The sequence below is a fragment of the Halegenticoccus soli genome, assembly GCF_002844195.1.
In the GTDB taxonomy this organism is placed as follows: Archaea; Halobacteriota; Halobacteria; order Halobacteriales; family Haloferacaceae; genus Halegenticoccus; species Halegenticoccus soli.
Genome location: NZ_PEND01000002.1, coordinates 635,354 through 662,250, shown reverse-complemented (window position 1 = coordinate 662,250; position 26,897 = coordinate 635,354). Strand labels below are relative to the sequence as shown.

The window sequence follows — 26,897 nt, the reverse complement described above, 5'->3', positions numbered from 1 at the left end:
GTGGTTCGCGCGCGCGTATAGCTCATTCTGTCGGTTTATCGACTCGTTCGAGTCGAAACGCTCCCCGCGGGAATCGTCCGTTCCACCCGCGCTCGGCCGACTTCACCCGCGGGGAAGCCGAAAAAGTCCGCGGGCGGCTACTCGTCCAGCCGCTCCCGGAGCATCGCGTTCACGTCGCCGGGATCGGCGCTCCCGCCGGTCTTCCGCATGACCTGTCCCACCAGGAAGTTGATCGCGCCGCCCTCGCCGCCGCGGTAGTCCTCGACGGCTTCGGGGTTCTCCTCGATCGCCTCGGCGACGGCCCGTTCGACCTCGTCCTCGCCGACCGTGCCGAGGCCCTCGGCCTCGATGACCGCCTCGGGCGGCTCGCCCTCGTCGAGCATCCGCCGGAGGACGATCTCCTCGGCGTTCTTGCGGGTGATCTCCCCGGCGTCGACCAGCTCGATCAGGCGCGTGAACTCGCCGAGGCGTTCCTCCACGTCGGTGATCGCCATGTCGCGGTAGTTGAGTTCGCCGAGGAGGTTGTCGGCGACCCACGTCGCCGCGAGGTCGGGGTCGAACTCCTCGACCACGTCCTCGTAGAAGTCGGCGACGGCCTTGGTGGAGGTGAGCTTCGAGGCGGCCTCGACGTCGAGGCCGTACGCCTCGCGGAAGCGTTCGCGGCGGGCGTCCGGGAGCTCCGGGATGTCGATCTTCTCCTTCCAGTCGGACACCCGCAGCGGCGGGAGGTCGTGCTCGCGGAAGTAGCGGTAGTCCTTCTCCTCCTCCTTCGAGCGCATCGAGACGGTGATGCCCCGGGACTCGTCCCAGTGGCGGGTCTCCTGTTCGACCGCGCGACCGCGCTGGATGGCGTTCTTCTGCCGGGTGACCTCGTACGCGAGCGCCTTCTCCGCGCCCTTGTGGCTGGAGATGTTCTTCACCTCGGTCCGGTTCGCGGCGGCGAGCGCCTCCTCGTCGATCCGCCCGTCGGCGTCCACCTCGTCGGCGGGGACCATCGAGATGTTGGCGTCGACCCGGAGGCTCCCGTCGCGCGTCGCGTCGAACACGCCGAGGTACTCGAGCACCTCCTCCAGCTTGGCGAGGAAGCGCCGCGCCTCCCTGGGGCTCCGGAAGTCGGGCTCCGTGACGATCTCCATGAGCGGCGTGCCCGCGCGGTTGTAGTTGACGAGCGTGTAGTCCGCCGCGTCGATGCTGCCGCCCTTGTGCTGGAGGCTGCCGGGGTCCTCCTCCAGGTGGGCGCGGCGGACGTTGATGACGCGGCGCTCGCCTTCGATCTCGACCTCGATCGTCCCGTCGCGGCAGATCGGGGCGTCGTACTGGGTGATCTGGAAGTTCTTCGGCAGGTCCGGGTAGTAGTAGTTCTTCCGGTGGAAGCTCGTCTCCTCCGGGATGTCGGCGTTCAGCGCCTTGCCGACCTTCACGGCCGCCTCGACCGCGCCCTCGTTGAGCACGGGGAGCGCGCCCGGGAGGCCGAGACAGACCGGGCACGTTCGGGTGTTCGGCTCCTCGTCCTCCGCGGCCTCGGTCGAACAGCCGCAGAAGATCTTCGAGTTCGTCTCGAGCTGGACGTGCACCTCCAGCCCGATGACGACGGCGAGATCACGCTGTTCCAGCGCCTGAGCGGTCATTGCTCATGCTATACCTGCGCCCGGCTAAAGGCTAACGGGACGCCGTCCGCGACGTTTCGGATTCTGCGACCTCCTCGCGGCCCCCACTTAACGTCTGACGTACTTTTATGCCTCCGGGGGCGCGGAGTAAGGGCATGAGCAACAGGGTGGAGGAGCTCGAATCGAAAGTGACGGAACTACAGGCGGCCGTCGACGGACTCACCGAGGAGCTCGTGGAGACGAAAGAGCGGGTCCGACAGCTGGAAGACGCGGTCGCGGTGGAGGTCGACGCGGCGGCGGAAACCGACGTCGTCGACGCCGAGTCGCCCGCGGACGAAAGCGAGGTCGAAGGGGATAAAGCCGCCGAAACCGAGGAGAAAGACGACGGGACGGAGTCCGGGGAAAGCGACATCATCGTCGCGTAGGCTCGCGACTCCTCCCATCGCGAGCAACCCATGCACATCAAAGAGCTCGTCCTTGACGATTTCAAGAGTTTCGGGCGGAAGACCCGAATACCGTTCTACGAGGACTTCACAGTGGTTACGGGGCCGAACGGCTCCGGGAAGAGCAACATCATCGACGGCGTCCTCTTCGCGCTGGGGCTGGCGCGGACCAGAGGCATCCGCGCGGAGAAGCTCACGGACCTGATCTACAACCCCGGTCACGAGGACGACGAGCGGACCGGCGGCCCGCGCGAGGCCAGCGTCACCGTCGTCCTGGACAACGGCGACGGCGCGCTCGACCGCTCGCAGGTGGTCAACGCCGCCGGGACCGACAGCGTCGGCGACGTCGACGAGATCACGATCAAGCGCCGGGTCAAACAGACCGACGACAACTACTACTCCTACTACTACCTCAACGGTCGGTCGGTCAACCTCTCGGACATCCAGGACCTGCTGTCGCAGGCCGGCGTCACGCCCGAGGGGTACAACGTCGTCATGCAGGGCGACGTGACGGAGATCATCAACATGACCCCGTACCAGCGGCGGGGCATCGTCGACGAGATCGCCGGCGTCGCCGAGTTCGACGCGAAGAAGGAGGCCGCCTTCGAGGAGCTGGAGACGGTCGAAGAGCGCATCGGCGAGGCGGACCTCCGCATCGAGGAGAAGGAAGAGCGGCTCGACCAGCTCGCCGACGAGCGGGAGACGGCGCTGCAGTACCGGGAACTGCGCGAGGAAAAGGAGGAGTACCAGGGCTACCTCAAGGCCGCCGAGTTGGAGGACAAGCGGGCCGACCGCGAACGGACCGAGGCGAAGATCGACGCGAAGGAGGAGGAGCTCGCCGACCTCCGGTCGACCCTCGACGAGAAGCAGGGCCGCGTCTCCCGGCTCGACGCCGAGCTGTCGGAGCTCAACCGCGAGATCGAGCGGAAGGGCGAGGACGAACAGCTCCGGATCAAAAGCGAGATCGAGGAGGTCAAAGGCGAGATCAGCCGCCTCGAAGGGAAGATCGAAACCGCAGAGGAGCGCATCGAGGAGGCCGAAAACGAGCGCCGCGGGGCGTTCGTCGAGATCGACCGCAAGGGCGAGGTCGTCGAGGAGCTGGGCGACGAGATCCGCTCCGTGAAAGTCGAGAAGGCCTCCGTCAAGAGCGACATCCAGTCGAAGCAGGTCGAACTCGCCGACGTGAAGGCGGAGATCGAGAGCGTCGACACGGAGTTCGACGAGCTGAAGGCCGCGCTGGCGGAGAGAAAAGAGCGGCTGGAGGAGTTGAAGACCGAGAAGAACGACCTCCAGCGCGAGAAGGACCGCCTGCTCGACGACGCCCGCCGCCGGTCGAACGAACTCAGCGAGACGAGAGACGAGATCGAAGCCGCCCGCGAGCGGATCCCCGAACTCGAGGCCAGGATCTCCGAGCTGCGCGGGGAGCTGGACAAGGCGGAGAAGAACAAATCGAAGGTCCAGTCGGTCGTCAACGACCTGCGCGACGAGCGGCGGGAGCTGAAAGACGAGCTGAGCGACGTCGAGGACGAGCTCCGCGCGAAGCAGAACGAGTACGCCGAGCTCGAAGCCAGGGCCGGGCGCGACGGCGACAGCTCGTATCCGCGCTCCGTGACGACGGTGCTCAACGCGGACATCGACGGCGTCCACGGCGCGGTCGGCCAGCTCGGCGGCGTCTCCGGGACGTACGCGAAGGCCTGCGAGACGGCCGCCGGGGGCCGACTGGCGAACGTCGTCGTCGACGACGACGGGGTCGGATCGACCTGCATCGACTACCTGAAGTCCCGCAACGCCGGGCGGGCGACGTTCCTGCCGATCACGAAGATGCAGAACCGGAGCCTGCCCCGGCTGCCGGACCACCCCGGCGTCGTCGACTTCGCGTACAACCTCGTCGACTTCGACTCGCGGTACGCGTCGGTCTTCTCGTACGTGCTCGGCTCGACCCTCGTCGTCGAGGACATGCGGACCGCCCGCGACCTGATGGGCGACTACCGGATGGTGACCCTGGACGGCGATCTGGTCGAGCGCTCCGGCGCGATGACCGGCGGCAGCGGCGGCGGGTCGCGCTACTCGTTCTCCAAGTCCGGCAAGGGCCGGCTGGAGCGGGTCGCGGAGGAAATCGCGCGCCTCGAGGACCGCCGCCGCGACCTCCGCGAGGAGGTCCGCGAGGTCGAGGGGAAGCTCGACGACGTTCGCGACCGGCAGACCGACGCCGCCGAGAAAGTCCGCTCCGTCCGGAGCGACATCGATCGGGCGGAGGGGGACCTCGAATCCGCCGAGGCCCGGATCGACGAGCTCGAAGCGAGGCTCGAGGAGCTCCGCGACCAGCGGGAGAACGTCGACGAGGAGATGCAGGCGCTCGACGACCGCATCGGCTCGAAGGACGGCGCGATCGCCGAGGTCGAATCCGAGATCGACGAGCTGGAGTCGGAACTGGCGGACTCGGAGATCCCCGAGCTCACGAACCGGGCGGAGGAGATCGGCGCCGAGGTCGACGAGCTCGAATCCCGGATGGACGACCTCGACGGCCGGCTCAACGAACTCCAGCTCGAAAAGCAGTACGCCGAGGAGGCGATCGACGACCTCCACGACGCCGTCGAGTCGGCGCAGAACCGGAAGGCCGAGGCCGAAGAGCGGATCGAGGCGTTCGAGGCAGAGATCGCCGAGAAGGAGGAGTCGCTCGAAGCGAAGCGCGAGGCCGTCTCCGAGCTCGAAGCGGAGCTCGTCGAGCTGAAGGAGGAGCGCCGCGAGCTGCAGGCGGACCTCCGCGAGGCGAAAGAGGAGCGCGACGAGCAGAGAGAGCGCGTCTCGACCGTCGAGTCGCGGCTCGAAAGCCTCCGAAGCGCCGCGGAGCGGCTCGACTGGGAGATCGACGAGCTCGAGGGCGAGGTCGGCGACTACGACCCCGAGGAGGTTCCCGACCACGGGACGGTCGAGCGCACCATCGACCGCCTCGAATCCGAGATGGAGGCGCTCGAACCGGTGAACATGCTCGCCATCGACGAGTACGACAGCGTGGAGGCCGACCTCGCGGACCTCCGGGAGCGGCGGGACGTGCTCGTCGAGGAGCGCGACGCCATCACGGAGCGCATCGAGTCCTACGAGTCCCAGAAAAAGGAGACGTTCATGGCGGCGTTCGAGGCGATCGACGACCACTTTCAGGAGATCTTCGGCCGCCTCTCGGCGGGGACGGGCGAACTGCACCTCGAGGATCCGGAGGATCCGTTCGAGGGCGGCCTGACGATGAAGGCCCAGCCGGGCGACAAGCCGATCCAGCGGCTCGACGCGATGTCGGGCGGCGAGAAGTCGCTCACCGCGCTCGCGTTCATCTTCGCGATCCAGCGGCACAACCCCGCCCCCTTCTACGCGCTCGACGAGGTCGACGCGTTCCTCGACGCGGTCAACGCCGAGCGCGTCGGGCAGATGGTCGACGACCTCGCCGACAGGGCGCAGTTCGTCGTCGTCTCGCACCGCTCGGCGCTCTTAGAGCGGTCCGAGCGGGCCATCGGCGTGACCATGCAGGACAACAACGTCAGCGCGGTGACCGGAATCAGGCTCGGCGACGACGAGGACGAGGAGGCGGAGGTGCCCGCCGATGACTGACCCGAGAGCGGGCGAGGACGCGGGGGGAAGCGAAGACTCGGGGACGGACGGGGGCCCGGGAGCGAACGGAGACTCGGAAGCAAACGGCGCGCTCGACGGCCTGCCCGGCGACGTCGATCCGGCGGACGTCGACGTCGACGCCGACGAGGTCGAACCGGTCGAGCTCCTCGTCCAGCTCGCCGAGGAGGGCGAGATCGAGCCCTGGGACATCGACGTCGTCCGCGTGACGGACGCGTTCCTCGAACGGCTCGACGCGACCGACCTCCGCACGTCGGGCCGGGCGCTCTTCTACGCGAGCGTCCTCCTCCGGATGAAGAGCGACGCGCTCCTCGCGGCCGGCGAGGAGGACGAGCCCGAGGAGGAGCTCGAACCGTGGGAGCTGGCCCTGGAAGGCGGCGACGCCGACGACGACCGCGCCCCGGGGTTCGATCCGGTGGACGCGCTCGAAGACGAGATCGACCGCCGATTGGACCGGAAGCGGGCCCGCGGGTCGCCGGAGACGCTCGACGAACTCGTCCGCGAGCTCCGCGAGGCCGAGCGGGGGACGTGGTGGAAGGAGTCGCGCACGTACGACACGAGCGACTCCCCGCGCGGGTTCAGCCGCGGGACGCAGACGCTCGACTACCACGCGGCCGACGACTTCCGGCGCGACGAGGAGCCGACCGAGGCCGACGTGACCGGGACGGCCCACGCGGAGGACATCGAGACGACCATCGAGGCGGTCGAGGCGGCGCTCCGGACCCACTACGACGCCGGCCGCGACGAGGTGCTGTTCGCGGAGATCAGAGAGGCCGGCGGGCGGCCGGTCGAGACGTTCCTCGCGCTGCTCTTTCTGGCCCACCGCGACCGCGTCCGGCTCCAGCAGGACGACCTGTTCGGCGACCTCTGGGTGCGGAACCCGGCGACCGCCGCCTTCGGCGAGGGCGACGAGGCGATCGCCGACTGACCGCCGACTGATCGCCGCTCTCGGTTCCGGCTATTCGAAACGCTTCGATCGTCGGGGGGTCGCCGGTCGGTCACTCCAGCGGGAGCCAGTTCGTTCGGAGTCCGGGCTCCCGGAGCGTCCAGCGCTGCCGCGGCCCGTCGGCGGCGACCCGAGTCTCGACGGTAGCGTCGAACAGGGGAGGGAGCGTCTCGCGGACGCGGTCGTCGGCCGTCTTCGAGAGGTGGTAGTGCGCCATCGCGCTCGCCGATCGCGTCCGCGCCGTGACGACGCGCAGGAACCGGCGGAGGTACGCCGGATCGACACCCTCGACGTACGGGTCGAGCGAGTCGAAGCAGACGCGGATCTCGCCGGGCGACGGCGCTTCGGCCTCGAACCGCGACAGGTGAACGTGGACGTGCCGGGCGATCTCGGGCAGCCCGTCCGTCGGCGCGGTCCGGCTGTACCACTCCGCGGCCCGGCGGTCGCGCGCCCCGGCCACGGGTCCGATCGGCTCGACCGGCTCCGGCGGACGCGGGACCTCCCCCGGGTCGAGGGACGACGGTTCGACCGCCGAGCGCGTGCCGCCGCCGCCGACGTCGACGAAGCCGAACCGCCGGGGGTCGCGGTCGCGCGTCCGCTCGCCGGCGCGGTCGACGCGGCAGCCGCTCGTCGAGACGAACAGGTGTCGTCTCGTCCGATCCTCGTCTCCGAGCAGGCGATCGCACGCGGCGGTTTCCGCGGGCCCGTCGAGGAGCAGGATGTGCGCGCCGCGCCGCTTCAGCGCGCGCAACTCCCGTTCGAGGGCCGCTGCATCCCCATCCATCCGGGCCGAGATTGTCCGTCTCGATATATAGTCTTTCTGAGCGAAAGCAGTTATACTGAGACGTTCCGAGGACGGCGGTGCGCGCTCAGTCGTCGAGGTACTCGCCGACGAGCAGGTCGACGCGCTCGCGGGTCTCCGCGGGGATCGACTCCGTCGGCGTGTTGACCGTCCCTTCGAGCGCGTGCTGGCACTCGCAGTCGCGGTCCTCGGGGAGGGTTCGGATCGCGCGCTCGACGGCCTCCTTGATCGCCCGCTCGTTCTTCGCGGCGTTCTCCAGCACCTCTCGGAGGGTGACCTCGCTGTCCTCCTTCCAGACGTCGTAGTCCGTGACGCCCGCGATGGTCGCATAGCACATCTCGGCTTCGCGGGCGAGCTTCGCCTCGGGGACGGCCGTCATGCCGACCACGTCCCACCCCTGCGAGCGGTAGAACTCGCTCTCGGCGCGCGTCGAGAACTGGGGCCCCTCGATGCAGACGTACGTGCCGCCGCGCCGGACGTCGGCGTCGGTCGCCGCCTCGACCGAGTCGGCGAGGTGGTCGACCAGGTCGGGGCAGTACGGGTCCGCGAACGGCTGGTGGACGACGATGCCGTCGCCGAAGAAGGTCGACCGGCGGTGCTTCGTCCGGTCGAAGAGCTGATCCGGGACGACGAGCGTTCCGGGCGGCAGTTCCTCCCTGAGGCTCCCGACCGCGTTGCTCGCGACGACGTGCGTGACGCCGACCGCCTTGAGCGCGTAAATGTTCGCGCGGTACGGCAGGTCCGTCGGGGAGTGCCGGTGGTCCGGGCCGTGGCGCGGGAGGAACGCGACCTCGCGGCCGGTGTCGGCGAACTCGCCGATCGTGACCGGCGCGCTCGGCTCGCCGTACGGCGTTTCGACGCGCTCTTCTCTGACGTTCGAAAGCGAGAGGGCCTCGTAGATTCCGCTGCCGCCGATGAAGCCGATGGGCATGACCGATAGTGGTTCGACCGGCAACCTAAAGGGTGCGCTTCGGCCGCCGTCGTCGCCTCCTCGTGGGACGTCGTCGCGTACTCCTCGGGCGTCGCGGCCGACCGTTCGCGGGGCGTCGTCGACGCCTCGGAGGGACGATCGGGTCGGAGGGGGCGGCGGAAGCGAGCAAGCGTTTCCGCATTCGGCACTGTCACGCGTTACCGATGGTCGGGAGAGTTGAAGTGCTCTCCCGAAGTGGAGACGTCAGTGACCGGACCCTCCTACGAGAACGATCTGACGGACGGGGATCTCGTCCGTCCGATGATCAGGCTGGCGTGGCCGATGGTGGTCATCCAGCTCCTGCAGGTCGCCTACAACGTCGCCGACACCTTCTGGCTCGGGGCGCTGTCGGCCGACGCCGTCGGCGCGCTGAGCCTCGCCTTTCCCATCATCTTCTTTCTCATCTCGGTCGGCGCGGGGTTCACGGCCGCGGGGAGCATCCTGGTCGCGCAGTACACCGGCGCTGGCGGCGAAGACGCCGCCGGTCGGATCGCCGGACAGACGCTGTCGTTCGTGACGATCGTCGCCGTCGCGCTCGGCGTTCTCGGATACGTCGTCACGGATCCGATGCTCGCACTCCTCCCGACGGACCCGGAGACCCGGAGGGCCATCGTTCCGCTGGCCGCGGCGTACATGCGGGTGTTCTTCCTCGGCACGCCGTTCCTGTTCGGCTTCTTCGTCTTCGTCTCGCTCATGCGCGGCTACGGCAACACCCGCGCGCCGATGCGCGTGATGGTGATAAGCGTCGCCGTCAACGTCGTGCTGGACCCGCTCCTCATCTTCGGCGTCGGACCGTTCCCGGCGCTCGAAATCGAGGGGGCGGCCGTCGCGACGGTGGCGTCGCGCATGGCGGCGACCGCCGTCGGCCTGTACGTCCTCTTCGGCACCGACGTCGGTCCGCGGATCCGGGCGAAACACCTCGTCCCCGACCCCTCCCGGATCGCCGACATCGTCCGCCTCGGCGTCCCGAGCGCGCTCGAACAGTCGTCGAGTTCGCTCGCCATGATCGTCATGACGGGGATGGTGGCGACGTTCCCGCCGGCGGTCGTCGCCGCCTACGGGCTGGGCAACCGGCTGATCTCGCTCGTGTTCCTGCCGGCGATGGGGCTCGCACAGGCCGTCGACACCGTCGTCGGACAGAACCTCGGGGCGGATCGCCCCGATCGCGCCGAGCGGGCCTCGCGGCTCGCGATGGGGCTCGTGGCGGCGGTGATGGTCCCGGTGACGCTCGTCGCGGTGCTCGCGCCGGGGCCGATCGTCGGCGTCTTCCTCACGAGCGGGACCGGCCGCGCCGCCGAGACGGTCGCCCACGGGAGCGACTACCTCCGCGTCGCGGCGGCCATGTTCGTCTTCATGGGCGTCCTCCAGGTCGCGCTCGGCACGTTCCGCGGGGCGGGCAACACGAAGACCGCCCTGGCGTTCTCGCTCGTGACGCTCTGGATCGGCCGCCTGCCCGCGACCTACTACCTCGTCTTCGTCGAGGGGTGGGGACCGACGGGGATCTGGATCTCCGTCGCGCTCGGCGACGTGGTCGGCGCGGTCGCCGCGGTCGCGTGGCTCTCGCGCGGGACGTGGAAGGAGCGGATCGTCGACCACGAGGCCGGCGGGGACCCGCTCGCGGCGGCCGACCCCGCCGTCGAGGGTGCCGACGACTGAGCCGGCGCTACAGCACCATCCCCGAGTCAAGGAGCGCGATGAGCAGCGTCAAAAGCGGCACGCTCACGAGGGTCGTCGTGAGCACCACCGTGCTGACGTACTCGGCGACGGAGACGCCGCCGACGCGCTCGCCGCCGGCGAACTCGATGAGGAGGATGAGCGGCGTGATCGCCGCGGGCGTCGCACACTCCAGGACGAACACGCGGGCGACGGTCTGGTCTTCGAACCCCAGGATCAACGCGACCCCGAGGCCGACGAACGGCGCGACGACCATCTTCAGCACGTTCGCCTTCCCCGCCCGCGACAGCGCCGCGCCGTAGTCGGTCCGGGCGAGCTGGATACCGAGGATCAGGAGCATCACCGGGATCGAGGAGTCGCCAACGAGTTTCAGCGTCGCCATGGCGGTGGCGTCCGCCGGGGGGACGACCCCGAGCCAGCGGACGAAAAGCGCCCCCGCGACGGCGTAGACGAGGGGGATCTTCAGCACCCGCTTTACCCCCCGGAGGCCGGCCGTCCCGCCGCTCCGGGAGGCGACGTAGACGCCGACGGTGTAGATGAGCACGCTCTGCGCGGCGAGGTACAGCACCGCGGTGCTCCGGCCGACGGCCCCGAAGGCGAACTCCGACAGCGGGATGCCGTAGTTGCCGGAGTTCGGGAAGGCGCTCACGAGCACGAGCGCGCTGAGGAGCGGTTCGGACTCGCCCGTCAACCGACCGACGAGCTCGGTGAAGACGAGCATCGCGACGACGTAGGCGGCCACGCCGGCGACGACGCGCACCAGCGTCGATCCGCCGAGCGTCGTCGTCGCCAGGCTGTGAAACACCAGCGCCGGCGCGAGCACGTACACCGTGATCGTGTTGAGGGGGCCGGGGTCCACGTCCCGCGTCCGCCCGAGCAGAAAGCCGACGGCTGCGATGGCGACGATGGGGAGGATCGCCGTCGCGAAGATGGAGAACAGCGACATGGGTGGTTCGACCCCGTCCGCCGTTACAAGCGCTTCGGTGTCGGCGACGCGTCGATCGGACCTCGCCGGAAGTGACAGCGAATTCGAGTTAGGAAATTTAATTATTCATCGTGTTTGTTGTATCTCTGAACGATGAATTTCCATACGAGAGAAGATATGAATCAATCCGCCGGAGACGCGTCGGACGCCGCGGCGTCCGGATCCGACCGGTTCGCCGACGCCCCCGTCTCGCGCCGGGAGTTCGTCCGCCTCTCTTCGATCACCGCCGGCGCGATCGCGCTTCCCGGCGCGGCGACCGGAGCGGTCGAGGGGCGAACCGACCCGACCGCCGGCGAGGCTGAAGCCAGGGCCGATACGGCCGCCGAGGGGGCGTCCTCGCCGAAGCTGACGGACCTCTACGCGTTCGTGGTCGACCGAACCCCGGCCGACTACGAGGTGCCGACGCTCCTCACGCTGACGAGCGCGGACGGATTCGACGACCTCCGCGATCTGGGAATCGATCCGATCACGACCACGGATCCCGCGATCGCCGCCTACGCCGAGTTGACCGAGGCGCAGGTTGCGGACGCGGTCGGGGTTGAATCGGTCGAATCGCTGCGGTTCTCGCCGGGGTCCAACCCGTTCTGGCGGCTCGGGGCGTACCCGCGCGGCGTCTTCCCGGACGTGCGCGACAGCGTCGGCTTCGTCGACTACGAACAGCTCCTCGACGGGCTGGATCGACTGCGGTCCGACAACCCCGACCGGCTGCGCGTCACCCCCATCGGCGAGAGCCCCGGCCACGACAACCTCTTTCTCGACGAGAGGGATCCGAAGGATCTCGTCGTCGCCGAGCTCACGAACGACGTCACCGATCGGGCGCGGTTCCGCGAGAAGGAGAAGGCGCTCTTCGTGCTCTCGATCCACGGCGACGAGCGGTCGGGGGCCGAGGCCGGGTCCAGGATGATCGAGCGAATACTCGCCGGGGAGGAGCCGGCGATCGAGCGGCTGCTCGACGACGTCGCGCTCGTGTTCCTCTACGCCAACCCGGACGGGTGGGTCTCCCGGAACCCGCAGTACGACCTGTCGAACAACTCGTTCAAGCGCCAGACCGCGACGGGCGTCGACCCCAACCGCCAGTACCCGACCGTTGGATGGATCGACGCGGAGTACAACCCCGCGGAGCCGAACGGGACGAACCTCGCCGACGACGACCCCGGCGTCGACGAGGACGTCCCGGACAGGTACGCGGAGACGGTCCCGGACGCCCTGGCCGTGGTCGAGCACTTCCGGGACTACGAGAACCTCTCCATCGGTTCCGACCTCCACGGGATGTTCTGGTCTGAGGACTTCATCGAGGGGCTCGTGGTCAACGATCAGTACACCCACGAGGAGTTCCACGACCTCTACGAGTGGAACCGGCGGACCGACCGCCGCCTCGAAGCCGCGCTCGGACCGCTGCTCGACGAGCGTCGCGACTTCTTCGAGGAGCTGAACGCGGACATCGGCGACGAGATCGGCGTCGACGGTGACGAGCTTCCCACGCCGGACGAGGCGTACGCGTACGGGACCATTCTCGACACGATCGGGTACACCACCACGGGCACGCTAATCAGCTGGATGAGCCAGCCCGAGGAGAAGGGCGGCCTGGGGGTGCGGATGATGGCCCACGAGATGGGGTGGGACAACCGCGTCTTCGACCGGCGGCCCTTCGTCGAGGAGCTCATCGAGCTCCAGGTGATCGGCTACCAGGAGGTCATCCGATCCACGGTCGAACACGCCGCCCGGACCGTCGAGGCGACCGTCGAGACCGGGAACGCGAGGACGGCGTACGTGACGACGGACGCGCTGACGCGCACGTCGGCGGATCTGGCCGCGAGCGACGCGACCCGGCGGGTCCGAACGCGGGAGGTCGACGTCGGAAACCGGCCCGCGACGGAGACGGTCGACGTGCCGGACGGAGCGCGGAGCCTCTCGCTGTCCGTCCGCCCCGACGGCGCCGCGTTCGTCAAAGTCCGGCTCCGGGACCCGACCGGTCGCGTGGTCGGGACGTTCAACCCGATGGCGGCGGGGGCGGGCGGTCAGCCGAAGCGAACCGCCGAGTGGTACGTGGAGTCGCCGACCGCCGGCGAGTGGTCGGTCGAACTCAAGACCCTCCGCGGGACCGGCGGAGCCGCGGTCTCCATCCGGTCCGCAGTCGTGCTGGACGGGGCGAGCGACGGCGTCGAGGGGCCGGATCCGGTGGACGTCCTCGGCTACGAACAGCGGGCCTACAGCGTCTCGCCGCTCGCGTACTTCCGCGACTACGCGGACGCCCTGTCCGCGCCCGGCGACGGGAGGCGGCGAGGCGAGCCGTCGGAACGGGGATCGACGCGGTTTTCGGGCGTCTCGATCGACGACGTTCGGTCCGGCGCGCTCTTCCGGGGGCGCAGCGACGTCCCCGCCGTGGACAACCTCGTGGTCAGTCACGCCGAAGGGATCGACGATCCCCGGTACGTCGCGGCCCTCGACGCCTTCGTCGAGGCGGGCGGAAACCTCGTCCTCACCGATCGCGGCGTGGCGCTGCTCGGCCCGCTGTCGAACGGACTGGCAAGCGAACTGACCGCCGACGACGTCACCGAGATCCGGACGTTCAGCGCGTTCCTCTCCGAGAGAACCGAGGGGCACCCGCTCCTCGCCGGCACGCGTCCGATACAGCGGGAGCTGTGGAAGCCGGCCCCGCTCGGGTACCCGATCAGCGTGCCCGGGACGGCGCCGTTGACCGTCGTCGACGTCGAGGCGTTCGAGCGCGCGGGCGGATCCGTCGCCGGCCTCTCAGAGGACGATCCGTTCACCGCTCCCGAGTCGTGGGTCTCCGCCGGTTCTCTCACCGGAGGCGCCGACGGCGACGCCGGAATTCACGTCATAGCCGGGTTGCTCCCGCCCGCCGAACAGGGCGACCTCCACCCGTTCGGGCTCCTCGAATACACGGCGACGTTCCTCGGCCACACGATGCTGACGAACGCGCTCGGGTACCGGCAGGAGCGGTACGTCGACGGCGAGTTAGTGGCGACGTACGGCGGGGTCCGGAGCGAGCGATGATCCGATCGTCGACGCGCGCCGTTCGGGCCGCCGATGCGCGTCCGGACGCCGGTCGCGCGCGCCGACACTAGCCGCCGCTCCGACGCTGGTCGCGTGCCCCCGACGCCGGTCGCGCGGATCCCGACGCCGGTCGTTCGGATTCCGACGTCGGTTGCGCGGCCCCGACGTCCGTTTCGCGATCGGGGTACCGTCCGCGTAACCGCCGTCAAGCGCGGACTATCGGACCGGTTCCGGTCGTCCGCCGACCGTGACGAAGAGGACAGAAAAGCGGCGTTTCGGCCGGCGGAGTGGCGAGGAACGGTAGGCGGTGAATACTCTTGGCCGATCTCGACGGACTATTCCGCGTGAAATGAAGATCGCACTTCTGAACGTCTCCCACAAACCGGAGCCGGTGCGGCGGAACTTCCTCCGCCTGCTCGGGGAGATCGAGGGGATCGATCCGACCGTCGCCGACGCGCGGGGCCTCGACCTCCCCGACCCGGAAGCCGTCGACGGCGCGATCGTCACCGGTTCGATAGACAGCGTCAACGACGACCTCGCGTACGTGCGAGCGCTCCGAAGGTGGATCCGGGCGGCGGACGTTCCGCTGTTCGGCGTCTGTTTCGGCCACCAGCTCATCGCGGACGCGCTCGGCGGGGAGGTGACGCGGATGCCCGAGATGGAACTGGGGTACCGGACCGTCTCCGTCGATCGCCCGGAGGATCCGCTGTTCGCCGGACTCCCCGCGGAGTTCACCGCCTTCGCCTGCCACGAGGACGCGGTCACCGCCCCGCCGGCGGGCGCGGAGGTGCTCGCCGAGAACGACTTCGGGATCCAGGCGCTCCGGATCGGCGACCGGATCGCGACGATCCAGTTCCACCCGGAGGTCGGGTCGGCGTTCGCGCGGGAACTGCTCGCGGAGATGGACGTGTCCGACGCGGCGCGAGAGGCGGCGCTCGCGACGGTCACCGCGGAGAACTACCGCGCCTCGCTGAAAAGCCGACGCGTGTTCCGGAACTTCGTCGACGGGGTGGCCGCCGACGGATCGCCCGTTCGAACCGCCGACGACCCGCCCGTCCGAACCGACGCCACGCACTGACGATCGGCGATCGGCGAGCCGACGCGCCGTTCAGTCTGCGCCGGGACTCGCCGCCCGACTCGCGTCGGCGTCGCTCCGGAACCGACCGGGGAAAAGAGCCGCCGCGGCTTCCCTGCCGCGGGGTGATCGGACCGAGGCGATGAGCGCCCAGAGGACGCCCGTGAGCAGCGATCCGACGGCGGAGAACGTCATGTCCATCGTGAGAAACGTGACGCCGTAGAGGAGGCCGATGAGACAGGACGGAACGCTCGTCCCCAGGGGAACCCGCGCCATCGAGTTTCGAAGTGTCGGCGCGAGGACGACGATGGAGAAGGTGCTCCCCGCGAGAAAGACGAAGTCCTGCCAGATCATGGTTGTCGCTCCTGTGCAACGGTAGATGCGTTCGGAAGGACGATCCCGTTCATGACACTTTCAGCTCGGAGATCGCCGCTGAAAAGATTTACTCATTTTTGAGTAACTACATTCGTGATAGTTCGTGAATCCTCACGAGAGGGGGCCACACGGGTCACAATCGGGCGAGAGAGAACGTCACCGAGCGCGACCGGTGGGAGCTCGTCGCCGAGAACGTCCCGGAGTCCTCGACCGCCGGTCACTCGTCGGTACCCGATCGATCGGCGGAGCGGTTCCACCGATCCCTGACCTCCGCCGGTTCGGCGTGGCCGCGGGGTTCGTCACCGACGTCTCCGCGGGCTCCGTCGCCGTCGGTCCCGTCACCGTCGCCGGTCCCGTCGCCGCCCTTCGCCCACTCGTATCGCTCCCTGATATCCGCGACCAGCTCGCGACCGAGCTCCGTCCGGAGCCGCGGTTCGGCGGTCGCGAAGAACTCGTCGAGGTCGTCGTACTCGCGGAACGCGTCGCCCTCGGCGGGGTCGTACCGCCCCTCCAGCTCGTACAGCAGCGCCTGCAGGCACATGTCCACGAGGTCCATCTCCTTTACGAACACCGCCTCGGGCGTGTCGCGCGCCTCGTACTCCTCCCACCGGGCGAGGAGACCGTCGGCGTCGACCGGCGGGCTCGCACCGTCGAAGCCGGCGACCAGCTCCGCCATCGCCTCGCGCTCCAGCCGCTCTTTCTCGTCGGGGTCCACCGTCTCCGCGGTCGAGTCCGCGCGGGTCGGCACGTCGCCCGTCTCGGCCTCCGCGAGGTCGTGGACGACCGCGAGTTCGAGCGCGCGCCCCACGTCGACGCCGGCGCGCTCGCCGAAGAGCAGACACAGGAGACTCACACCCCAGGTGTGGCCGGCGACCGACTCGGGGTCGTCGACGCCGCGGAGCTGCCAGCCGGTCCGGCGCTCGTCCTTCAGGCCGTACGCGCGCAGGAGCGTCTCGATCGCGTCTCCGGACGAAGACACGGTCACGGACGCGCTACGCGCCGATCCCCTCGTTCTCGACGAGCCGCCACGTCGCCCCGTCGGGGGTGGGCTCGACGTACCCGCGGCGCTCCATCTCCGCGAGGACCTCGTCGAGGCGGTTCGGCTGGGCGATCTCCATCTCGATGCGGTCGATGTTGTGGTACTCCGAGAGGTAGTGGCGGATGTCGTCCTTCTCGAAGCGCTCGTCGTCGGCCTTGCCCATCACGCCGCTCGTGAGGTCGATCATGTCCTCGATGAAGTTCCACGGGTAGACCACCCACGCCCACTGCTCCAGCCGCTCGCCGATGAAGTCCGGCTCGAACTCGCTGGTCTGCAGGAGCTGAAGCGTCGCCGTTCGGACCTCGCCGGGGTCGCGCTCGTGGACGTACTCGTCGGCGCGCTTGATCGAGCCGCCGGTGTCCGCGATGTCGTCGATGATGAGCACGTCCTTGCCCTCGACGCTCCCCTCGGGCATCGGGTAGCGCACCTCCGGCTCGCCGGTCTTCTGTGCGGTTCCGACGTAGTGTTCCATCTTCAGGCTCGTGAGGTCGTCGAGCCCGAGAAAGTCGCAGATGCACCGGCCGGCGAACCAGCCCCCGCGCGCGAGCGCGACGATCACGTCGGGCTCGAAGTTCGAGGCTTTCACCTGGTCGCTCACGTCCCGGCAGAGACCGTAGATGTAGTCCCAGTTCGTGATCGTGCAGTTGAACTCGTCCGGGAGGTCACCCATAGCGTGTGTTCACCAGGGTACACAGAGGAAGTGACTCGTTTTAAGTGGTGTGACTCGTCGTCGACGCGGCTACGCGGGACTCCAGCGGTTCACGTGAAGCTAGCGAGCCGTACTCGCCTCGGTCTCGATACCGGTCGACCGGCGTCGGCCGGAGCCGCGGTTCGCGGCGGAAGAACTACGAAACGTCGTAGTGGCTGATCTCGACCGAACCGCACTGCGGACACTGCTCGTCGACCGGACGAAGCGTCGTGCCGCACTCTCGACATTCGTGTACCAGCCCGTCCCGTTTCTCCTCGGCGACCGCGTCTATCATCCACGTCAGTACGCTCATGTGTAAGGTCTCCCAGCAATCGCCAACGTCGAGTAGGAACCGGAGATACAAAAATCGTGGCTATCCGGCCGTCGGATTCGACGGCTGATCCGGCTCGAAAGCGTCTGACGGCGACGTCGCCGCTCGTCGGCGGCGAGAGTCGGTCGCCGAGAGTCAGTCGCCGAGAACTGAGCCTTCGCACCGTGCCAGTAAATGCAGGCAACAGCTAGTCTTTCGCGTCTGTCGTACGTTACGACGCGATGGCACGAGAGTTCACGACGGACGACGCGGAAAAGCCCGTTGTCACCGCCGAGGGAACCCGAGTCGGAACGATCTCGGAGGTGAGAGACGGGAGAGCGCGCGTGACGCCGACCGACGACGAGAGCGAGGGCCTCACCGACAAGATCAAATCGATGCTCGGGTGGGACGACGCCGACGAGACGCACGAACTGCGGCGGGAACACGTCGACGCCGTCGACGACGAAGTGCGGCTCCGACGCCCGTGATCCGTCGCGGCGGAACGAGATCCGCTTCTTTCGCGTGCCTCCGCGAAGCACTCGGCTCCGTGAACGTTCGAGCGCGGCGACCGCCCCGCTGGTCCCCCGTTCGGGGCGTGCAGATCGGCACAGGTCCCCTCGTCGGACCCGCGGTGCGGAGCTGAGGGGTGAGAACGCCCGATAACGAGTGTGAAACGAGAGAGTCCACGGAGATGAGAAACTCGATACGCGAGACGGTTCGGCAGGCGTTCATCACGGGAACCGCGCTCACGATCCCGTTCATCATCACGCTCATCGTCCTCGGCTTCGTTCTCGACTTCGTCTCGCGGACGCTCAACCCGGTCGTCGACCTCGTCAACTACTACTCGATCGAGACGTTCCCGGAGCTGCTGATCGAGGCGAGCACGGTGCTGACGCTGGTAGCCGTCGTCCTCGTCATCGGCCTCGTCGCGGAGCACACGCCGGGAGAGCGCCTCGCCGGGGTGTTCCACGGGGTGATGGAGTCGATTCCCGGCGTCAGCTCGGTGTACAACAGCTTTCGCCGGATGAGCGACGTGCTCCTCGAAAACGACACCGACAGCTTCCAGGAGGTGAAGCTGGTCGAGTTCCCGCACGAGGGCACGTACGCGCTCGGGTACGTGACCGGGACCCCCTCTCCGGCGGTTAGGGAGGCTGCCGGGTACGAGGACATGACCACGCTCTTCGTGCCGCTGGCCCCGAATCCCGTCATGGGCGGCTACCTCGTCTACCTCCCCGACGAACACATCCACGACGTGGACATGACCGTCGAAGAGAGCATCCAGGCGATCGTCACGAGCGGCGTCGCCACCAGCGCGACCGTCGACGACGAGCGGTGAGCGCTCGATTCGCGTTCGGGACGGCGATCACCGCCCGACGATCGCCGCCGGATCTCGCGTGCGGCGGCCCGGAGGCCGCCGATCAGCCGTCCGGCGACGCGCCTCGGTCGTTCGCAAGCGCGGTACTTATCACGACAGCCGCAACTAATGTGGTCGCCTGACTACACGATGGATTCGGTAGCTCAAACGGGGACCGTCGAGTCGTTACGGGCGACCTACTTCGCGACCTTCGAGGGAAAGCTGCTCGCGAGCGCCGCGTTGACGCTCGGGGTCGTCTGCGTGATCTGGGCCGTACGGAGGGGCGGCGATCGGTTCCGGACTCGCTACGGAGCGAACGTCACCGAAGCGGTACAGACGGTACTCGTGACGGGGATCGTCGTCTGCGCCATCGGCGCGCTCGCGGTCGTCTGGAACGTCGAGTTCGTCGTTCGCCTCGTCCTGGAGGCGGTCGCCGTCGGGAGACTGACGCTCATGCAGCAGCTCACCACGGTCGCCGTGTTCCTGGTCGCGTATCTCCTCGTCCGATTTCTCAACCGGTCGATCGACGAGCTGGCCCGGACGGGGGCGATCACCAACCACCAGAGCGAGATCGCCTACCACGTCGCCGACGTCGGCGTCTTCCTCGGGGCGGCGAGCGTCGTGCTCTCGGTGTGGGGGGTCGACCTCACGAGCGCCTTCATCAGCGCCGGCGTCCTGAGCGTCATCCTCGGATTGGCGGCGCGCGCGACGCTCGCCGGGATGATCGCCGGGTTCGTCCTCCTGTTCTCCCGACCGTTCGAGGTCGGCGACTGGATCGAGGTCAACGACCGGACGGGGATCGTCACCGACGTGACGATCTTCAACACGAAGATCCAGACGTTCCGCGACGAGCACGTCATGATCCCGAACGACGAGATCACGAGCAGCCAGGTGACGAACTTTTCGAAGAACAACCAGCTCAGAGTGGAGATCGCGGTCGGAGTGGACTACGAGACCGATCTCGAACGCGCGCGGAGCGTCCTCGAAAGCGCCGCCGAAGGCGTCGAGATGGTGAAGTCCTCGCCGTCGCCGCGGGCGATCGTCCGCGAGTTCGGCTCGTCGGCCGTCGAGATGGAGCTCAGGGTCTGGATCCGCGAGCCGACGATGCGCCGGAGGTGGACCGCGAAAACGGCGACGATCGAGGCGATCAAGGCGTCGTTCGACCGCGAGGGCATCGCGATCCCGTACCCCCGTCGCGTCCACGAGTTCCGAGGCGAGGGCGACGCTCGAATCGGCCCCCGGGATTTCCACCCCTGACCGGTCCGGAGTCGCACCGCAGTCGCTCGAACCGTGGCGGCGACGAGACGACGACGGCGCTCGCGTCGATGGAGGGGCGTTCGCCCCCGCTACCGTCCGCCCAGGAAGCGCAGCGCGACGCCGAGCAGGATGACGAGGATCCCGAGAATCGTCGCGATCGGCGGTACGGGGACGAACAACAGCGCGATACCGACCAGTATGACGACCGTCGACGCTCTCACCATGCTCGGGAATTCGGAAAGTAGCGGCAAAGGCGTTGTGGCGGTTCTACCGGCGATCGGTTCGCGGTACGGCGTCGCGTCGGATTCGGAGCCGAGAGACGCTTGCGGTCGCGACACTCACGCCGCGCGGACTTGCGCTCGCAGGCGCGCCGCTTTCGTGCGCGGAGGGACAACTACGCGTAATCATGATCGGCCCGTTCACGGTGGGTAAGAAAGCGGCGAAGTTCGGATACAAACGCTACGGAGTCCCCGGCGGCGTCGTCGCCGGCGGGGCGGCCGTGCTCGGCTATCTCGGGGCGAAGCGCGCGCTCAAATCCGCCGTGGCGCGAAACGACGTCCCGCCGACCGTCGACGCCGAGCGGATCGACATCCCCGTCGGCGAGGGGAGTGCCGTCGACGAGGGGGGCGACGTCGACGAGGGGAGGCCGGACGCGGGGGACGAAACCCCAGCGGGCGAGCGGTCCGGCGACGAAACGGAGACGTAACCGGTCGGTCGGACTCGGAGGGAACGCGCGGTTCGATCTCGCCTCGCGCGGCCGCCGCGTGATGTTCCGACGAGGACCGCCCCGCGAGCGCGTCCCGGCCGACCGGGAAGTTTCGATTATATAAGCGGGCGGCAAAAGCAAGCACGACTGTAATGAAAATTCCTCTCGAACGGACCCACGTTGCACCCGAAAGCGCTACCCGTCGGCTGGACGCAGACGCCGCTTCGAGGGGACGAGGTCGCGGTGAGCCACGAGAGCGGTCGCTTCGAACTGCACGCCCGGAGAACCCGCTCGACTGCGAGCGGCGGCCTCGACGGTCCCGAGTGGACGCTCCTGTTCGTCCACCGGATCGAAAACCGCTACACGGCGAGCCGGCCGCTCGGCCGAGTGACGACCAGGGAGACGGCCGTTCGGGCGCTCGTTTCGGCCATGGAAACCGTGAACGCGGCGCTGGCCGAGTCGGCGTTCGGCGACCCGCCGGCTCTGGGCGCGCTCGTGAACGTGATCAAGCGGAACAACCGCTTTTTCTTTCTGCCGGAGGACGGAACGGAGCGTTCCGAATCGGACGATCCCCCGCGGAAGGCGGAGTGACCGCGCGCATCGACGCGAGCGCGAACGCGACGGAACGGTTCGAGGGCCGAGAGACGCGACCGTCTCCGTGAACAGGGTTCGTCGAAAAGCGCCGAGGGTGAGATTTGAACTCACGTGTCCGAAATGGACAGTAGATTTCGAATCTACCGCCTTGGCCGGGCTAGGCTACCTCGGCTCATCAGTACGTGAGGCGTCGCCCGTTTAATCGGTTTCGGTTTTCGCGATCACTGACAGGCGATCACATTCGGACCCTCCGTCCGATTCGCCCGCATCCCGCCCAACTCGCCGCGCCGTCGGACTGGCCGGCCGCGGACCTATCGGGACGCGTCCACCCCGAAAACTAAGTCCGAGTGAGGCTCAGAGAGCCTATGAACGTGGGCGAGGCGAGCGCGACGTGCCGGGACGTGCTGGAGGCGGTCGGGAGCGCGGTCATCGCGGACGACGAGTTCTTCGAGCGGATCATGGTCGGCGTCCTGTCGAGGGGGCACGTCCTCCTCGAAGACGTGCCGGGGACGGGAAAGACGCTGACCGCCCGATCGTTCGCGGCCGCGCTCGGCCTCAGCTTCTCGCGGATCCAGTTCACGCCGGACCTCTTGCCGTCCGACGTCACGGGGACGAACGTCTTCGACGAGGAAAAGCGGCAGTTCGAGTTCGCGGAGGGCCCCGTGTTCGCGAACGTGGTGCTCGCCGACGAGATCAACCGCGCGCCGCCGAAGACCCAGGCCGCCCTGCTGGAGGCGATGGAGGAGCGGCAGGTGACCGTCGACGGCGACACCTACGACCTTCCGGACCCGTTCTTCGTCATCGCGACGCAGAACCCCGTCGAGCAGGAGGGGACGTTTCCCCTCCCGGAGGCGCAGAAGGATCGGTTCGCGGTGAAGACGGACCTCGGGTACCCCGACCTCGAAGGAGAGGTCGAACTTCTCCGCCGGCGGGCGGGGCGCGACCGACGCAGTCCGACGGTCGAGAGCGTGCTGTCCCGGCGGGAGGTGCTGGCGCTCCGTCGGGTTCCGGAGACCGTCGCCGTCGACGGGGACCTGCTCGTCTACGCGGCCGAGCTCGCGCGGGCGACCCGGCGCGACCGCCGGGTCGCGGTCGGCGTCTCTCCCCGGGGGACGCAGCGGCTCTTCGAGGCCGCCCGCGCGCGGGCCGTGCTCGCCGGGCGCGAGTTCGTCACCCCCGACGACGTGAAGGAGGTCTGTCGGCCGGTGCTGGCGCACCGGCTCGTCCTCACCCCGGACGCGAAGGTGAACGACGCCGACGAGGCCGACGTCGTCGACGACGCGCTGGATCGGGTCGAGGTGCCGACGATAGAGCGCCCCGCGACGTGATCCGGGTCGGTGCGATCGAGCCGCCGTCGCCGCGTTCGGGGCCCGAAACGCGTCACACCGGGCGACTGCCGCGAGATAACCCGATGAGCACCGTCCCGATGGAGAGCGCCGCGACGCCGAGCACCGCGGCGATCAGACCCGGCGTTCCTTCGAGGACGACGAGCCCCGCGACGAGGGCGACTCCGACGATCAGCAGTGCGAGCCCCGCTACCTGATTCTTGCCACTCAGTTCCATGGTTCTCTCGGGGTAACATCCGCGTCCGCGCTCCATAACCGTTGTCCCGTCGGTCGTCGCTCCTTTCGGGGAGGGACCGCTCAGGGGGGCGGGATGCGGACCGACGACGGCGAAACGACGGCGCCGCAGCATTCGAGCACCGCCTCGTCGGGGCCGTTGACGATGACGTACCCCGGTTCGCGTCCGCAGTCCGAGTTGTACTCGCACATGTTCCGTCCTCACCGGTCGGGCCATCCTCGCGGGGATGGGCGCACCGACCAGCCACCGCCGGGGAGCCGTGACGCCGATCCCGAGGCGCATTCCTCGCGGAACGTTTCTCTGTCGGAAGGTGCTGTTCGATCGGAGCGCGGACGTAATATCACCATTGGAACCTCCTCAAATAATATCCATTAGCATTAGGTTTAAATCTATTTCGGAATCCGCGTGAAAGACACGAACGCCGACAGGATCACGGTCGGAGCGCGGAGACGAGCGCGACGACGCCGAACAGCAGGAACACGAGCGCCGCGATCGGCTGTCCGCCGGCAGCGGCGACGTAGGCCCCGTACCCGACGACCGTCGCGAACGCGCCGACGAGGAGGCCGGCGGCCGCGTGGACGAGTTCCGCCCGCGCGGTCTCCGCCGCGCGTCCGAGCTGTTCGCCGATGCCGATCCCGTTCTCGCCGACGTCCCACGCGAGCACCGCCCCGAGCGTACCGACGAACAGCGGTTCGGGTCCGGCTCCGGACGCCCCCGCGAGGAGCACTCCGCCGAACAGCGCGCCGCTCCCGACGAGGAGCGCTCGCCTGGACCCGCGGATCACCCCGACCGCGACGGCGGCGATACCGAGCGTCCCGGGTGCCAGTGCCGCGGCCGAGCCGAACGCGGTCGCCGCCAGGCCGACCGTTCCGGCGAGCAGCGCCAGCGCGGAGCTGACGACCGCGGGCGAGCGGTCGATCTCGACGGGAGATGCGTCGTCGCTCACCTCGCCGGCCCTCGTCGCCGGCTCGTCGTCGCTCACCTCGACCACCGCCTCGCCGCTCGGTCGATTTCGATCGCGAGCGGGGCGTCCCCCCAGTCGACGACCCGAATGCCCGCCCGTCGGAGTTCGCTGAGGCGGTTCCGGCGCTCGATCCGAGCGAGTCGGCGACCGGGCGCGCCGCCCGCCGTCGGGTCGGGGGTGACGACCGTCACGCGGTGGCCGTGGGCGTCGAGTCGCCGCGCGGCCGACGCCGCGTAGTCGTCCGCGACGGGCGACAGAAAGAGCACCTGCGCGTCGCTCGGCAGCCTGCGGCGCAACCGCCGCAGGCGGATCGAGGGGAAGAACGCGCCGTCGGGGGGCGTCGGCGACAGCGCGGGGTGGGTCGCGAGGAGCCGTCTCGCCCTCGCGCGGTGTTCGTTTCCGGCGCCGGGCGGGAGCCAGCACTCCGTCGGCCCGAGCGCCGCGATTCCGACCCGGTCGCCGCCGCCGAGCAGCGCCGTGAAGATCCGGTTCGCCGCGCCGACGCTCCGCTCGACCGCGTTCGCGGCGTCCGCCGCGGGCGCGAGGTACGCCTCCTCGCGCGCGTCGATCACGAGGACGACGGTCGCCGCTCGCTCCTCGTGGAACTCGAGCGTCGCGAGCTCACCGGTCCGCGCCCGGCGGTTCCAGTCGATGCGGTTGCGCGGGTCCCCCCGTCGGTAGTCGCGCGTGGAGTGGAACTGGAGGCCCGCGCCGGCGACGTCGGTCGAAAGCTGGCCGGCGTACCGCGCCGTGAGTCCGCGCAGGGGGAGGTCCGCCGTCGGCGTCAGCTCCGGCAGACAGCGAAGCGCCGTCTCGCACGCGGCCTCGACGACCCGCTCTTCGGACCCGCTCGCGTTCCGCGCGACGACTTGCATCGGCTCCCAGGCGTGCTCGCCGCGGACCGCCGAGACCGCGTAGGCGAACCGGGCGGTCGCACCGGGCCGGAGCGCCGTTCCGTGGCGGGGGGAGCCGTCCGTCACGGCGAGCGCCGGCGGAACGCCGTCGACCAACCGGAGGTCCGGCAGCGTCGAATCGCCCGCGTTCGTCACGCGAACGGTGACCTCGACCTCGTCGCCCGGCTCCGGATTCGCGTCGCTCACCTCACGCTCGATCGCGAGCGAGGGAGTCGGCGCTCCGCCGGCTCGGGCGTACGCGGCGTAGGCGATTCCGAGCGCGCCGACGAGAAGGAGCGCCGGCTGCCGGCCGAAGACGACCCCGACGCCCGCGGCGAGGAGCGTCACCGCGCCGACGCCGGTCAGCCGGCGCGTCTCCCGGACGGTCATCGGTCCGCCCTCCGTCGCCGGTCTCGGCTCGGGTCCCGTCCCCTCCCCCGCGCTCGTCCGCGTCCCTGAAGCGCCTCCACGGCCGCGAGCGTCCGGTGCACGTCGCGTTCGAAGCGCGAGCCGCGTCGAAACAGCTCCCTGAGCTTCGCGGAGACGGGCGGTCGCGGGGCCTCGTCGCCCAGGAACGCGGCCGCGAACGGGTCGTCCGTCCACGCGCCGGTTTCGACCCGCTCCTCCGCCGATTCGGGGTCGTAGTTGCCGTGGAGCACGAGGGCGTCGACCGCGGCCTCGCGGAGTCGCGCGCGGACCTCGCCCCGCGTCCGCGTCCCGCGAACCGACCGGGCGCGCGCCTCCGCCAGTCGGGCGTCGAACTCGTCGCCGGGGGCGGGGACGCGATACCGGCGCTCCGGCTCGCCCGCGTCGGCCCCGAAGACCGCCGTCGACCACCGCTCGGCGGCGCGGCGAAGCCCCTGGACGAGCGCCAGGAGGCCGACGAGCGTCACGAACGCGTAGCTCAGGTCGAAGGCGGCGAGCGAGCCGCGCGTCGCGACGCTCGCCAGGCCGGCGAACACGGCGACGACGCCCGCGACGACGACCGCGCGGTTCGCGCGGGTCACGCGTCGTCCCTCCCGTCGGCGTAGGCTGCCTCGATGCGGCGGAGCGCGCGGACCGCCCGGCGCTCGCGCGCTTCGGTCGGCTCCGCGCCGCCGTAGCGGACCGACTCGAAGAGCGCCGTGAGTTCGTCGACGTCCTCGCGGTCCATCCCCGCCTCGACGGCGGCGCTCGCGAACTCTCCCGGCGTACTCGACCGCGGGTGAGCGACGTCGATCGAGGCGGTCATCTCCGCCCAGGCGCGGTACACTTCGTTCTCCACGTCCGCGTCCCCCTCGATGCGGTCCGCGGCCTCGCCCGCGGCTCGCCCGATCGCCGCCGCGTCGACGTCCGATTCCGGTTCCGGCTCGGACGCGGCCGTCGATCCGGCGTCCTCGTCGCCCGTCGAGACGAAGAGGAGCAGGACGCTCCCGAGCAGCGCGACGACGAGCAGGATCCCGAGCGCGACCGAGGGCGTCGAAACCGCCTGCCCGGCCGGACCGAGCCCGCCGCCGCCGGCGTTCGGGAGGATGCCGGTCCCGTTACCCGACGGGAGAGGCGATCCGGGCCCGGCGGGCGACCGGACGCACGCGGTCAGGAGGGCGTAGACCAGCGCGACCGGGATCCCGAACGCGACCGCGAACGCGGCCGGGACCAGCAGGGTGCGCGTCCGCCAGTAGACCGCGGCGGTCGCGACGAGGAACGCCGCGACGACCCCGGCGACGAGTCGAGGGTCGGCCAGCGCCGGAACGCACGGCGGCTGAAACAGTCCGCCCTCTCTGGCGGGCGCGGGCTCGCCGCCGGGGGGACGATCGCCCGAGCCGAATCCGGGGGGGTCGCCGGGGCCGAATCCGCCACCGCCGCCGCCGGTGGAGACGACCGCGGAGTCGAGCGTCGCGGCGGCGAGGGCGAGGGCGACGACGGCGAGCAGGGCGAGGCCCGCCGTCAGGGCGGCGTTTCTGTCCACGACACGGGGTAGCGTGACACGTCGCTTAGAAGTTTCGGGGCGCGGCGAGG

At 69.4% G+C, this 26,897-nt stretch carries 26 protein-coding genes, 1 tRNA gene and 1 pseudogene; 12 read left to right on the top strand and 16 right to left on the bottom strand.

What is annotated here, in order from left to right; all coding sequences use genetic code 11:
* Nucleotides 1–137: 137 nt before the first annotated feature.
* Nucleotides 138–1,628, bottom strand: a complete 1,491-nt coding sequence (gene gatB / locus CNO20_RS08305) for an Asp-tRNA(Asn)/Glu-tRNA(Gln) amidotransferase subunit GatB (protein ID WP_101295651.1) — start codon at nt 1,626–1,628, stop codon at nt 138–140.
* A 134-nt stretch (nt 1,629–1,762) separates the two neighbouring features.
* Here gatB and CNO20_RS08300 point away from each other — a divergent pair, with 134 nt between their 5' ends.
* Genes CNO20_RS08300 through CNO20_RS08290 form a run of 3 tightly spaced genes read left to right on the top strand, consistent with a single transcriptional unit; the run spans nt 1,763 to nt 6,596 of the window.
* Nucleotides 1,763–2,032 (top strand): DUF7518 family protein, encoded by a 270-nt coding sequence (locus CNO20_RS08300; protein ID WP_101295650.1) that lies wholly within the window; start codon nt 1,763–1,765, stop codon nt 2,030–2,032.
* A 30-nt stretch (nt 2,033–2,062) separates the two neighbouring features.
* On the top strand, nt 2,063–5,650 hold the full coding sequence (smc, locus tag CNO20_RS08295) for a chromosome segregation protein SMC (RefSeq protein ID WP_101295649.1): 3,588 nt from the start codon (nt 2,063–2,065) through the stop codon (nt 5,648–5,650).
* Complete coding sequence (locus CNO20_RS08290; protein WP_101295648.1) at nt 5,643–6,596, top strand: segregation and condensation protein A; 954 nt, start codon at nt 5,643–5,645, stop codon at nt 6,594–6,596. Before smc ends, CNO20_RS08290 begins: the two co-directional genes overlap by 8 nt.
* 70 nt (nt 6,597–6,666) lie before the next feature.
* Here the strand turns inward: CNO20_RS08290 and CNO20_RS08285 are convergent, their stop codons facing one another.
* Both CNO20_RS08285 and CNO20_RS08280 read right to left on the bottom strand, forming a co-directional pair.
* A complete protein-coding gene (locus tag CNO20_RS08285; protein WP_101295647.1) occupies nt 6,667–7,398 on the bottom strand; it encodes a DUF7504 family protein in 732 nt (243 codons plus the stop codon).
* An 85-nt stretch (nt 7,399–7,483) separates the two neighbouring features.
* On the bottom strand, nt 7,484–8,347 hold the full coding sequence (locus tag CNO20_RS08280; RefSeq protein ID WP_101295646.1) for an S-methyl-5'-thioadenosine phosphorylase: 864 nt from the start codon (nt 8,345–8,347) through the stop codon (nt 7,484–7,486).
* Between the two features lie 300 nt (nt 8,348–8,647).
* On the opposite strand from CNO20_RS08280, the gene CNO20_RS08275 reads away from it, so the two are divergent.
* The gene (locus CNO20_RS08275) at nt 8,648–10,042 is read left to right on the top strand and encodes an MATE family efflux transporter (protein WP_101295758.1); all 1,395 of its coding nucleotides are present in this window, start codon (nt 8,648–8,650) and stop codon (nt 10,040–10,042) included.
* 7 nt (nt 10,043–10,049) lie between these two features.
* Here the strand turns inward: CNO20_RS08275 and CNO20_RS08270 are convergent, their stop codons facing one another.
* The gene (locus CNO20_RS08270) at nt 10,050–11,006 is read right to left on the bottom strand and encodes an AEC family transporter (RefSeq protein WP_101295645.1); all 957 of its coding nucleotides are present in this window, start codon (nt 11,004–11,006) and stop codon (nt 10,050–10,052) included.
* A gap of 156 nt (nt 11,007–11,162) precedes the next feature.
* On the opposite strand from CNO20_RS08270, the gene CNO20_RS08265 reads away from it, so the two are divergent.
* The gene (locus tag CNO20_RS08265; protein ID WP_101295644.1) at nt 11,163–14,063 is read left to right on the top strand and encodes a M14 family zinc carboxypeptidase; all 2,901 of its coding nucleotides are present in this window, start codon (nt 11,163–11,165) and stop codon (nt 14,061–14,063) included.
* A gap of 349 nt (nt 14,064–14,412) precedes the next feature.
* The gene (locus CNO20_RS08255) at nt 14,413–15,141 is read left to right on the top strand and encodes a type 1 glutamine amidotransferase (RefSeq protein ID WP_101295642.1); all 729 of its coding nucleotides are present in this window, start codon (nt 14,413–14,415) and stop codon (nt 15,139–15,141) included.
* A gap of 30 nt (nt 15,142–15,171) precedes the next feature.
* On the opposite strand, the gene CNO20_RS08250 is transcribed toward CNO20_RS08255, so the two are convergent.
* The 4 genes and pseudogenes from CNO20_RS08250 to CNO20_RS23265 all read right to left on the bottom strand — a co-directional run bounded on the left by CNO20_RS08250 (nt 15,172) and on the right by CNO20_RS23265 (nt 17,553).
* Entirely contained in the window at nt 15,172–15,492 is a 321-nt protein-coding gene (locus CNO20_RS08250; RefSeq protein ID WP_101295641.1) for a hypothetical protein, read from the bottom strand.
* A gap of 379 nt (nt 15,493–15,871) precedes the next feature.
* Nucleotides 15,872–16,498, bottom strand: a pseudogene (locus CNO20_RS08245) (HD domain-containing protein); the annotation flags it as partial.
* A 7-nt stretch (nt 16,499–16,505) separates the two neighbouring features.
* Complete coding sequence (locus tag CNO20_RS08240) at nt 16,506–17,222, bottom strand: phosphoribosyltransferase (RefSeq protein ID WP_101295639.1); 717 nt, start codon at nt 17,220–17,222, stop codon at nt 16,506–16,508.
* Nucleotides 17,223–17,397: 175 nt separating this feature from the next.
* Nucleotides 17,398–17,553 (bottom strand): hypothetical protein, encoded by a 156-nt coding sequence (locus CNO20_RS23265; protein ID WP_199174765.1) that lies wholly within the window; start codon nt 17,551–17,553, stop codon nt 17,398–17,400.
* A gap of 239 nt (nt 17,554–17,792) precedes the next feature.
* Here CNO20_RS23265 and CNO20_RS08235 point away from each other — a divergent pair, with 239 nt between their 5' ends.
* The 3 genes from CNO20_RS08235 (at nt 17,793) to CNO20_RS08225 (ending at nt 20,161) form a co-directional block, all read left to right on the top strand.
* The gene (locus CNO20_RS08235; protein ID WP_101295638.1) at nt 17,793–18,038 is read left to right on the top strand and encodes a hypothetical protein; all 246 of its coding nucleotides are present in this window, start codon (nt 17,793–17,795) and stop codon (nt 18,036–18,038) included.
* 203 nt (nt 18,039–18,241) lie between these two features.
* On the top strand, nt 18,242–18,886 hold the full coding sequence (locus tag CNO20_RS08230; protein ID WP_101295637.1) for a DUF502 domain-containing protein: 645 nt from the start codon (nt 18,242–18,244) through the stop codon (nt 18,884–18,886).
* A 168-nt stretch (nt 18,887–19,054) separates the two neighbouring features.
* A complete protein-coding gene (locus tag CNO20_RS08225) occupies nt 19,055–20,161 on the top strand; it encodes a mechanosensitive ion channel family protein (protein WP_101295636.1) in 1,107 nt (368 codons plus the stop codon).
* Between the two features lie 89 nt (nt 20,162–20,250).
* Here the strand turns inward: CNO20_RS08225 and CNO20_RS08220 are convergent, their stop codons facing one another.
* Nucleotides 20,251–20,385, bottom strand: a complete 135-nt coding sequence (locus tag CNO20_RS08220) for a transporter (RefSeq protein ID WP_101295635.1) — start codon at nt 20,383–20,385, stop codon at nt 20,251–20,253.
* A gap of 200 nt (nt 20,386–20,585) precedes the next feature.
* On the opposite strand from CNO20_RS08220, the gene CNO20_RS08215 reads away from it, so the two are divergent.
* Together CNO20_RS08215 and CNO20_RS08210 are read left to right on the top strand one after the other, a co-directional pair.
* Nucleotides 20,586–20,867 (top strand): hypothetical protein, encoded by a 282-nt coding sequence (locus CNO20_RS08215; protein WP_143423163.1) that lies wholly within the window; start codon nt 20,586–20,588, stop codon nt 20,865–20,867.
* Between the two features lie 180 nt (nt 20,868–21,047).
* On the top strand, nt 21,048–21,458 hold the full coding sequence (locus tag CNO20_RS08210; protein ID WP_101295633.1) for a hypothetical protein: 411 nt from the start codon (nt 21,048–21,050) through the stop codon (nt 21,456–21,458).
* Between the two features lie 89 nt (nt 21,459–21,547).
* Here CNO20_RS08210 and CNO20_RS08205 read toward each other — a convergent pair.
* Nucleotides 21,548–21,633, bottom strand: a tRNA-Ser gene (locus CNO20_RS08205).
* A gap of 193 nt (nt 21,634–21,826) precedes the next feature.
* Between CNO20_RS08205 and CNO20_RS08200 the strand changes: the two genes are divergently transcribed.
* Nucleotides 21,827–22,789, top strand: coding sequence for an AAA family ATPase (locus tag CNO20_RS08200; RefSeq protein ID WP_101295632.1), 963 nt, complete (start codon nt 21,827–21,829; stop codon nt 22,787–22,789).
* 52 nt (nt 22,790–22,841) lie between these two features.
* On the opposite strand, the gene CNO20_RS08195 is transcribed toward CNO20_RS08200, so the two are convergent.
* The 6 genes from CNO20_RS08195 to CNO20_RS08175 form a co-directional block, all read right to left on the bottom strand.
* Complete coding sequence (locus CNO20_RS08195) at nt 22,842–23,024, bottom strand: hypothetical protein (RefSeq protein WP_101295631.1); 183 nt, start codon at nt 23,022–23,024, stop codon at nt 22,842–22,844.
* Nucleotides 23,025–23,104: 80 nt separating this feature from the next.
* Nucleotides 23,105–23,233: a hypothetical protein gene (locus tag CNO20_RS24075; RefSeq protein ID WP_269844127.1), complete on the bottom strand. Its 129-nt coding sequence runs from the start codon at nt 23,231–23,233 to the stop codon at nt 23,105–23,107.
* A 239-nt stretch (nt 23,234–23,472) separates the two neighbouring features.
* Nucleotides 23,473–24,024, bottom strand: a complete 552-nt coding sequence (locus CNO20_RS08190) for a DUF7519 family protein (protein ID WP_233203992.1) — start codon at nt 24,022–24,024, stop codon at nt 23,473–23,475.
* The gene (locus CNO20_RS08185; RefSeq protein ID WP_101295630.1) at nt 24,021–25,289 is read right to left on the bottom strand and encodes a DUF58 domain-containing protein; all 1,269 of its coding nucleotides are present in this window, start codon (nt 25,287–25,289) and stop codon (nt 24,021–24,023) included. Before CNO20_RS08185 ends, CNO20_RS08190 begins: the two co-directional genes overlap by 4 nt.
* On the bottom strand, nt 25,286–25,906 hold the full coding sequence (locus CNO20_RS08180) for a DUF7269 family protein (protein ID WP_101295629.1): 621 nt from the start codon (nt 25,904–25,906) through the stop codon (nt 25,286–25,288). The genes CNO20_RS08185 and CNO20_RS08180 overlap by 4 nt, the downstream gene beginning before the upstream one ends.
* A complete protein-coding gene (locus tag CNO20_RS08175) occupies nt 25,903–26,847 on the bottom strand; it encodes a DUF4129 domain-containing protein (protein WP_101295628.1) in 945 nt (314 codons plus the stop codon). The genes CNO20_RS08180 and CNO20_RS08175 overlap by 4 nt, the downstream gene beginning before the upstream one ends.
* Nucleotides 26,848–26,897: the final 50 nt, after the last annotated feature.

Excerpts from the sequence above, each read along its gene's own strand:
- CNO20_RS23265 (WP_199174765.1), bottom strand. The coding sequence starts at position 17,553 with ATGAGCGTACTGACGTGGATGATAGACGCGGTCGCCGAGGAGAAACGG.
- CNO20_RS08250 (WP_101295641.1), bottom strand. The coding sequence starts at position 15,492 with ATGATCTGGCAGGACTTCGTCTTTCTCGCGGGGAGCACCTTCTCCATC.
- CNO20_RS08200 (WP_101295632.1), top strand. The coding sequence starts at position 21,827 with ATGAACGTGGGCGAGGCGAGCGCGACGTGCCGGGACGTGCTGGAGGCG.
- CNO20_RS08220 (WP_101295635.1), bottom strand. The coding sequence starts at position 20,385 with ATGGTGAGAGCGTCGACGGTCGTCATACTGGTCGGTATCGCGCTGTTG.
- gatB (WP_101295651.1), bottom strand. The coding sequence starts at position 1,628 with ATGACCGCTCAGGCGCTGGAACAGCGTGATCTCGCCGTCGTCATCGGG.
- CNO20_RS08280 (WP_101295646.1), bottom strand. The coding sequence starts at position 8,347 with ATGCCCATCGGCTTCATCGGCGGCAGCGGAATCTACGAGGCCCTCTCG.
- CNO20_RS08265 (WP_101295644.1), top strand. The coding sequence starts at position 11,163 with ATGAATCAATCCGCCGGAGACGCGTCGGACGCCGCGGCGTCCGGATCC.
- CNO20_RS08290 (WP_101295648.1), top strand. The coding sequence starts at position 5,643 with ATGACTGACCCGAGAGCGGGCGAGGACGCGGGGGGAAGCGAAGACTCG.
- CNO20_RS08300 (WP_101295650.1), top strand. The coding sequence starts at position 1,763 with ATGAGCAACAGGGTGGAGGAGCTCGAATCGAAAGTGACGGAACTACAG.
- CNO20_RS24075 (WP_269844127.1), bottom strand. The coding sequence starts at position 23,233 with ATGTGCGAGTACAACTCGGACTGCGGACGCGAACCGGGGTACGTCATC.
- smc (WP_101295649.1), top strand. The coding sequence starts at position 2,063 with ATGCACATCAAAGAGCTCGTCCTTGACGATTTCAAGAGTTTCGGGCGG.
- CNO20_RS08275 (WP_101295758.1), top strand. The coding sequence starts at position 8,648 with ATGATCAGGCTGGCGTGGCCGATGGTGGTCATCCAGCTCCTGCAGGTC.
- CNO20_RS08195 (WP_101295631.1), bottom strand. The coding sequence starts at position 23,024 with ATGGAACTGAGTGGCAAGAATCAGGTAGCGGGGCTCGCACTGCTGATC.
- CNO20_RS08270 (WP_101295645.1), bottom strand. The coding sequence starts at position 11,006 with ATGTCGCTGTTCTCCATCTTCGCGACGGCGATCCTCCCCATCGTCGCC.
- CNO20_RS08225 (WP_101295636.1), top strand. The coding sequence starts at position 19,055 with ATGGATTCGGTAGCTCAAACGGGGACCGTCGAGTCGTTACGGGCGACC.
- CNO20_RS08230 (WP_101295637.1), top strand. The coding sequence starts at position 18,242 with ATGAGAAACTCGATACGCGAGACGGTTCGGCAGGCGTTCATCACGGGA.
- CNO20_RS08255 (WP_101295642.1), top strand. The coding sequence starts at position 14,413 with ATGAAGATCGCACTTCTGAACGTCTCCCACAAACCGGAGCCGGTGCGG.
- CNO20_RS08285 (WP_101295647.1), bottom strand. The coding sequence starts at position 7,398 with ATGGATGGGGATGCAGCGGCCCTCGAACGGGAGTTGCGCGCGCTGAAG.
- CNO20_RS08240 (WP_101295639.1), bottom strand. The coding sequence starts at position 17,222 with ATGGGTGACCTCCCGGACGAGTTCAACTGCACGATCACGAACTGGGAC.
- CNO20_RS08235 (WP_101295638.1), top strand. The coding sequence starts at position 17,793 with ATGGCACGAGAGTTCACGACGGACGACGCGGAAAAGCCCGTTGTCACC.
- CNO20_RS08185 (WP_101295630.1), bottom strand. The coding sequence starts at position 25,289 with ATGACCGTCCGGGAGACGCGCCGGCTGACCGGCGTCGGCGCGGTGACG.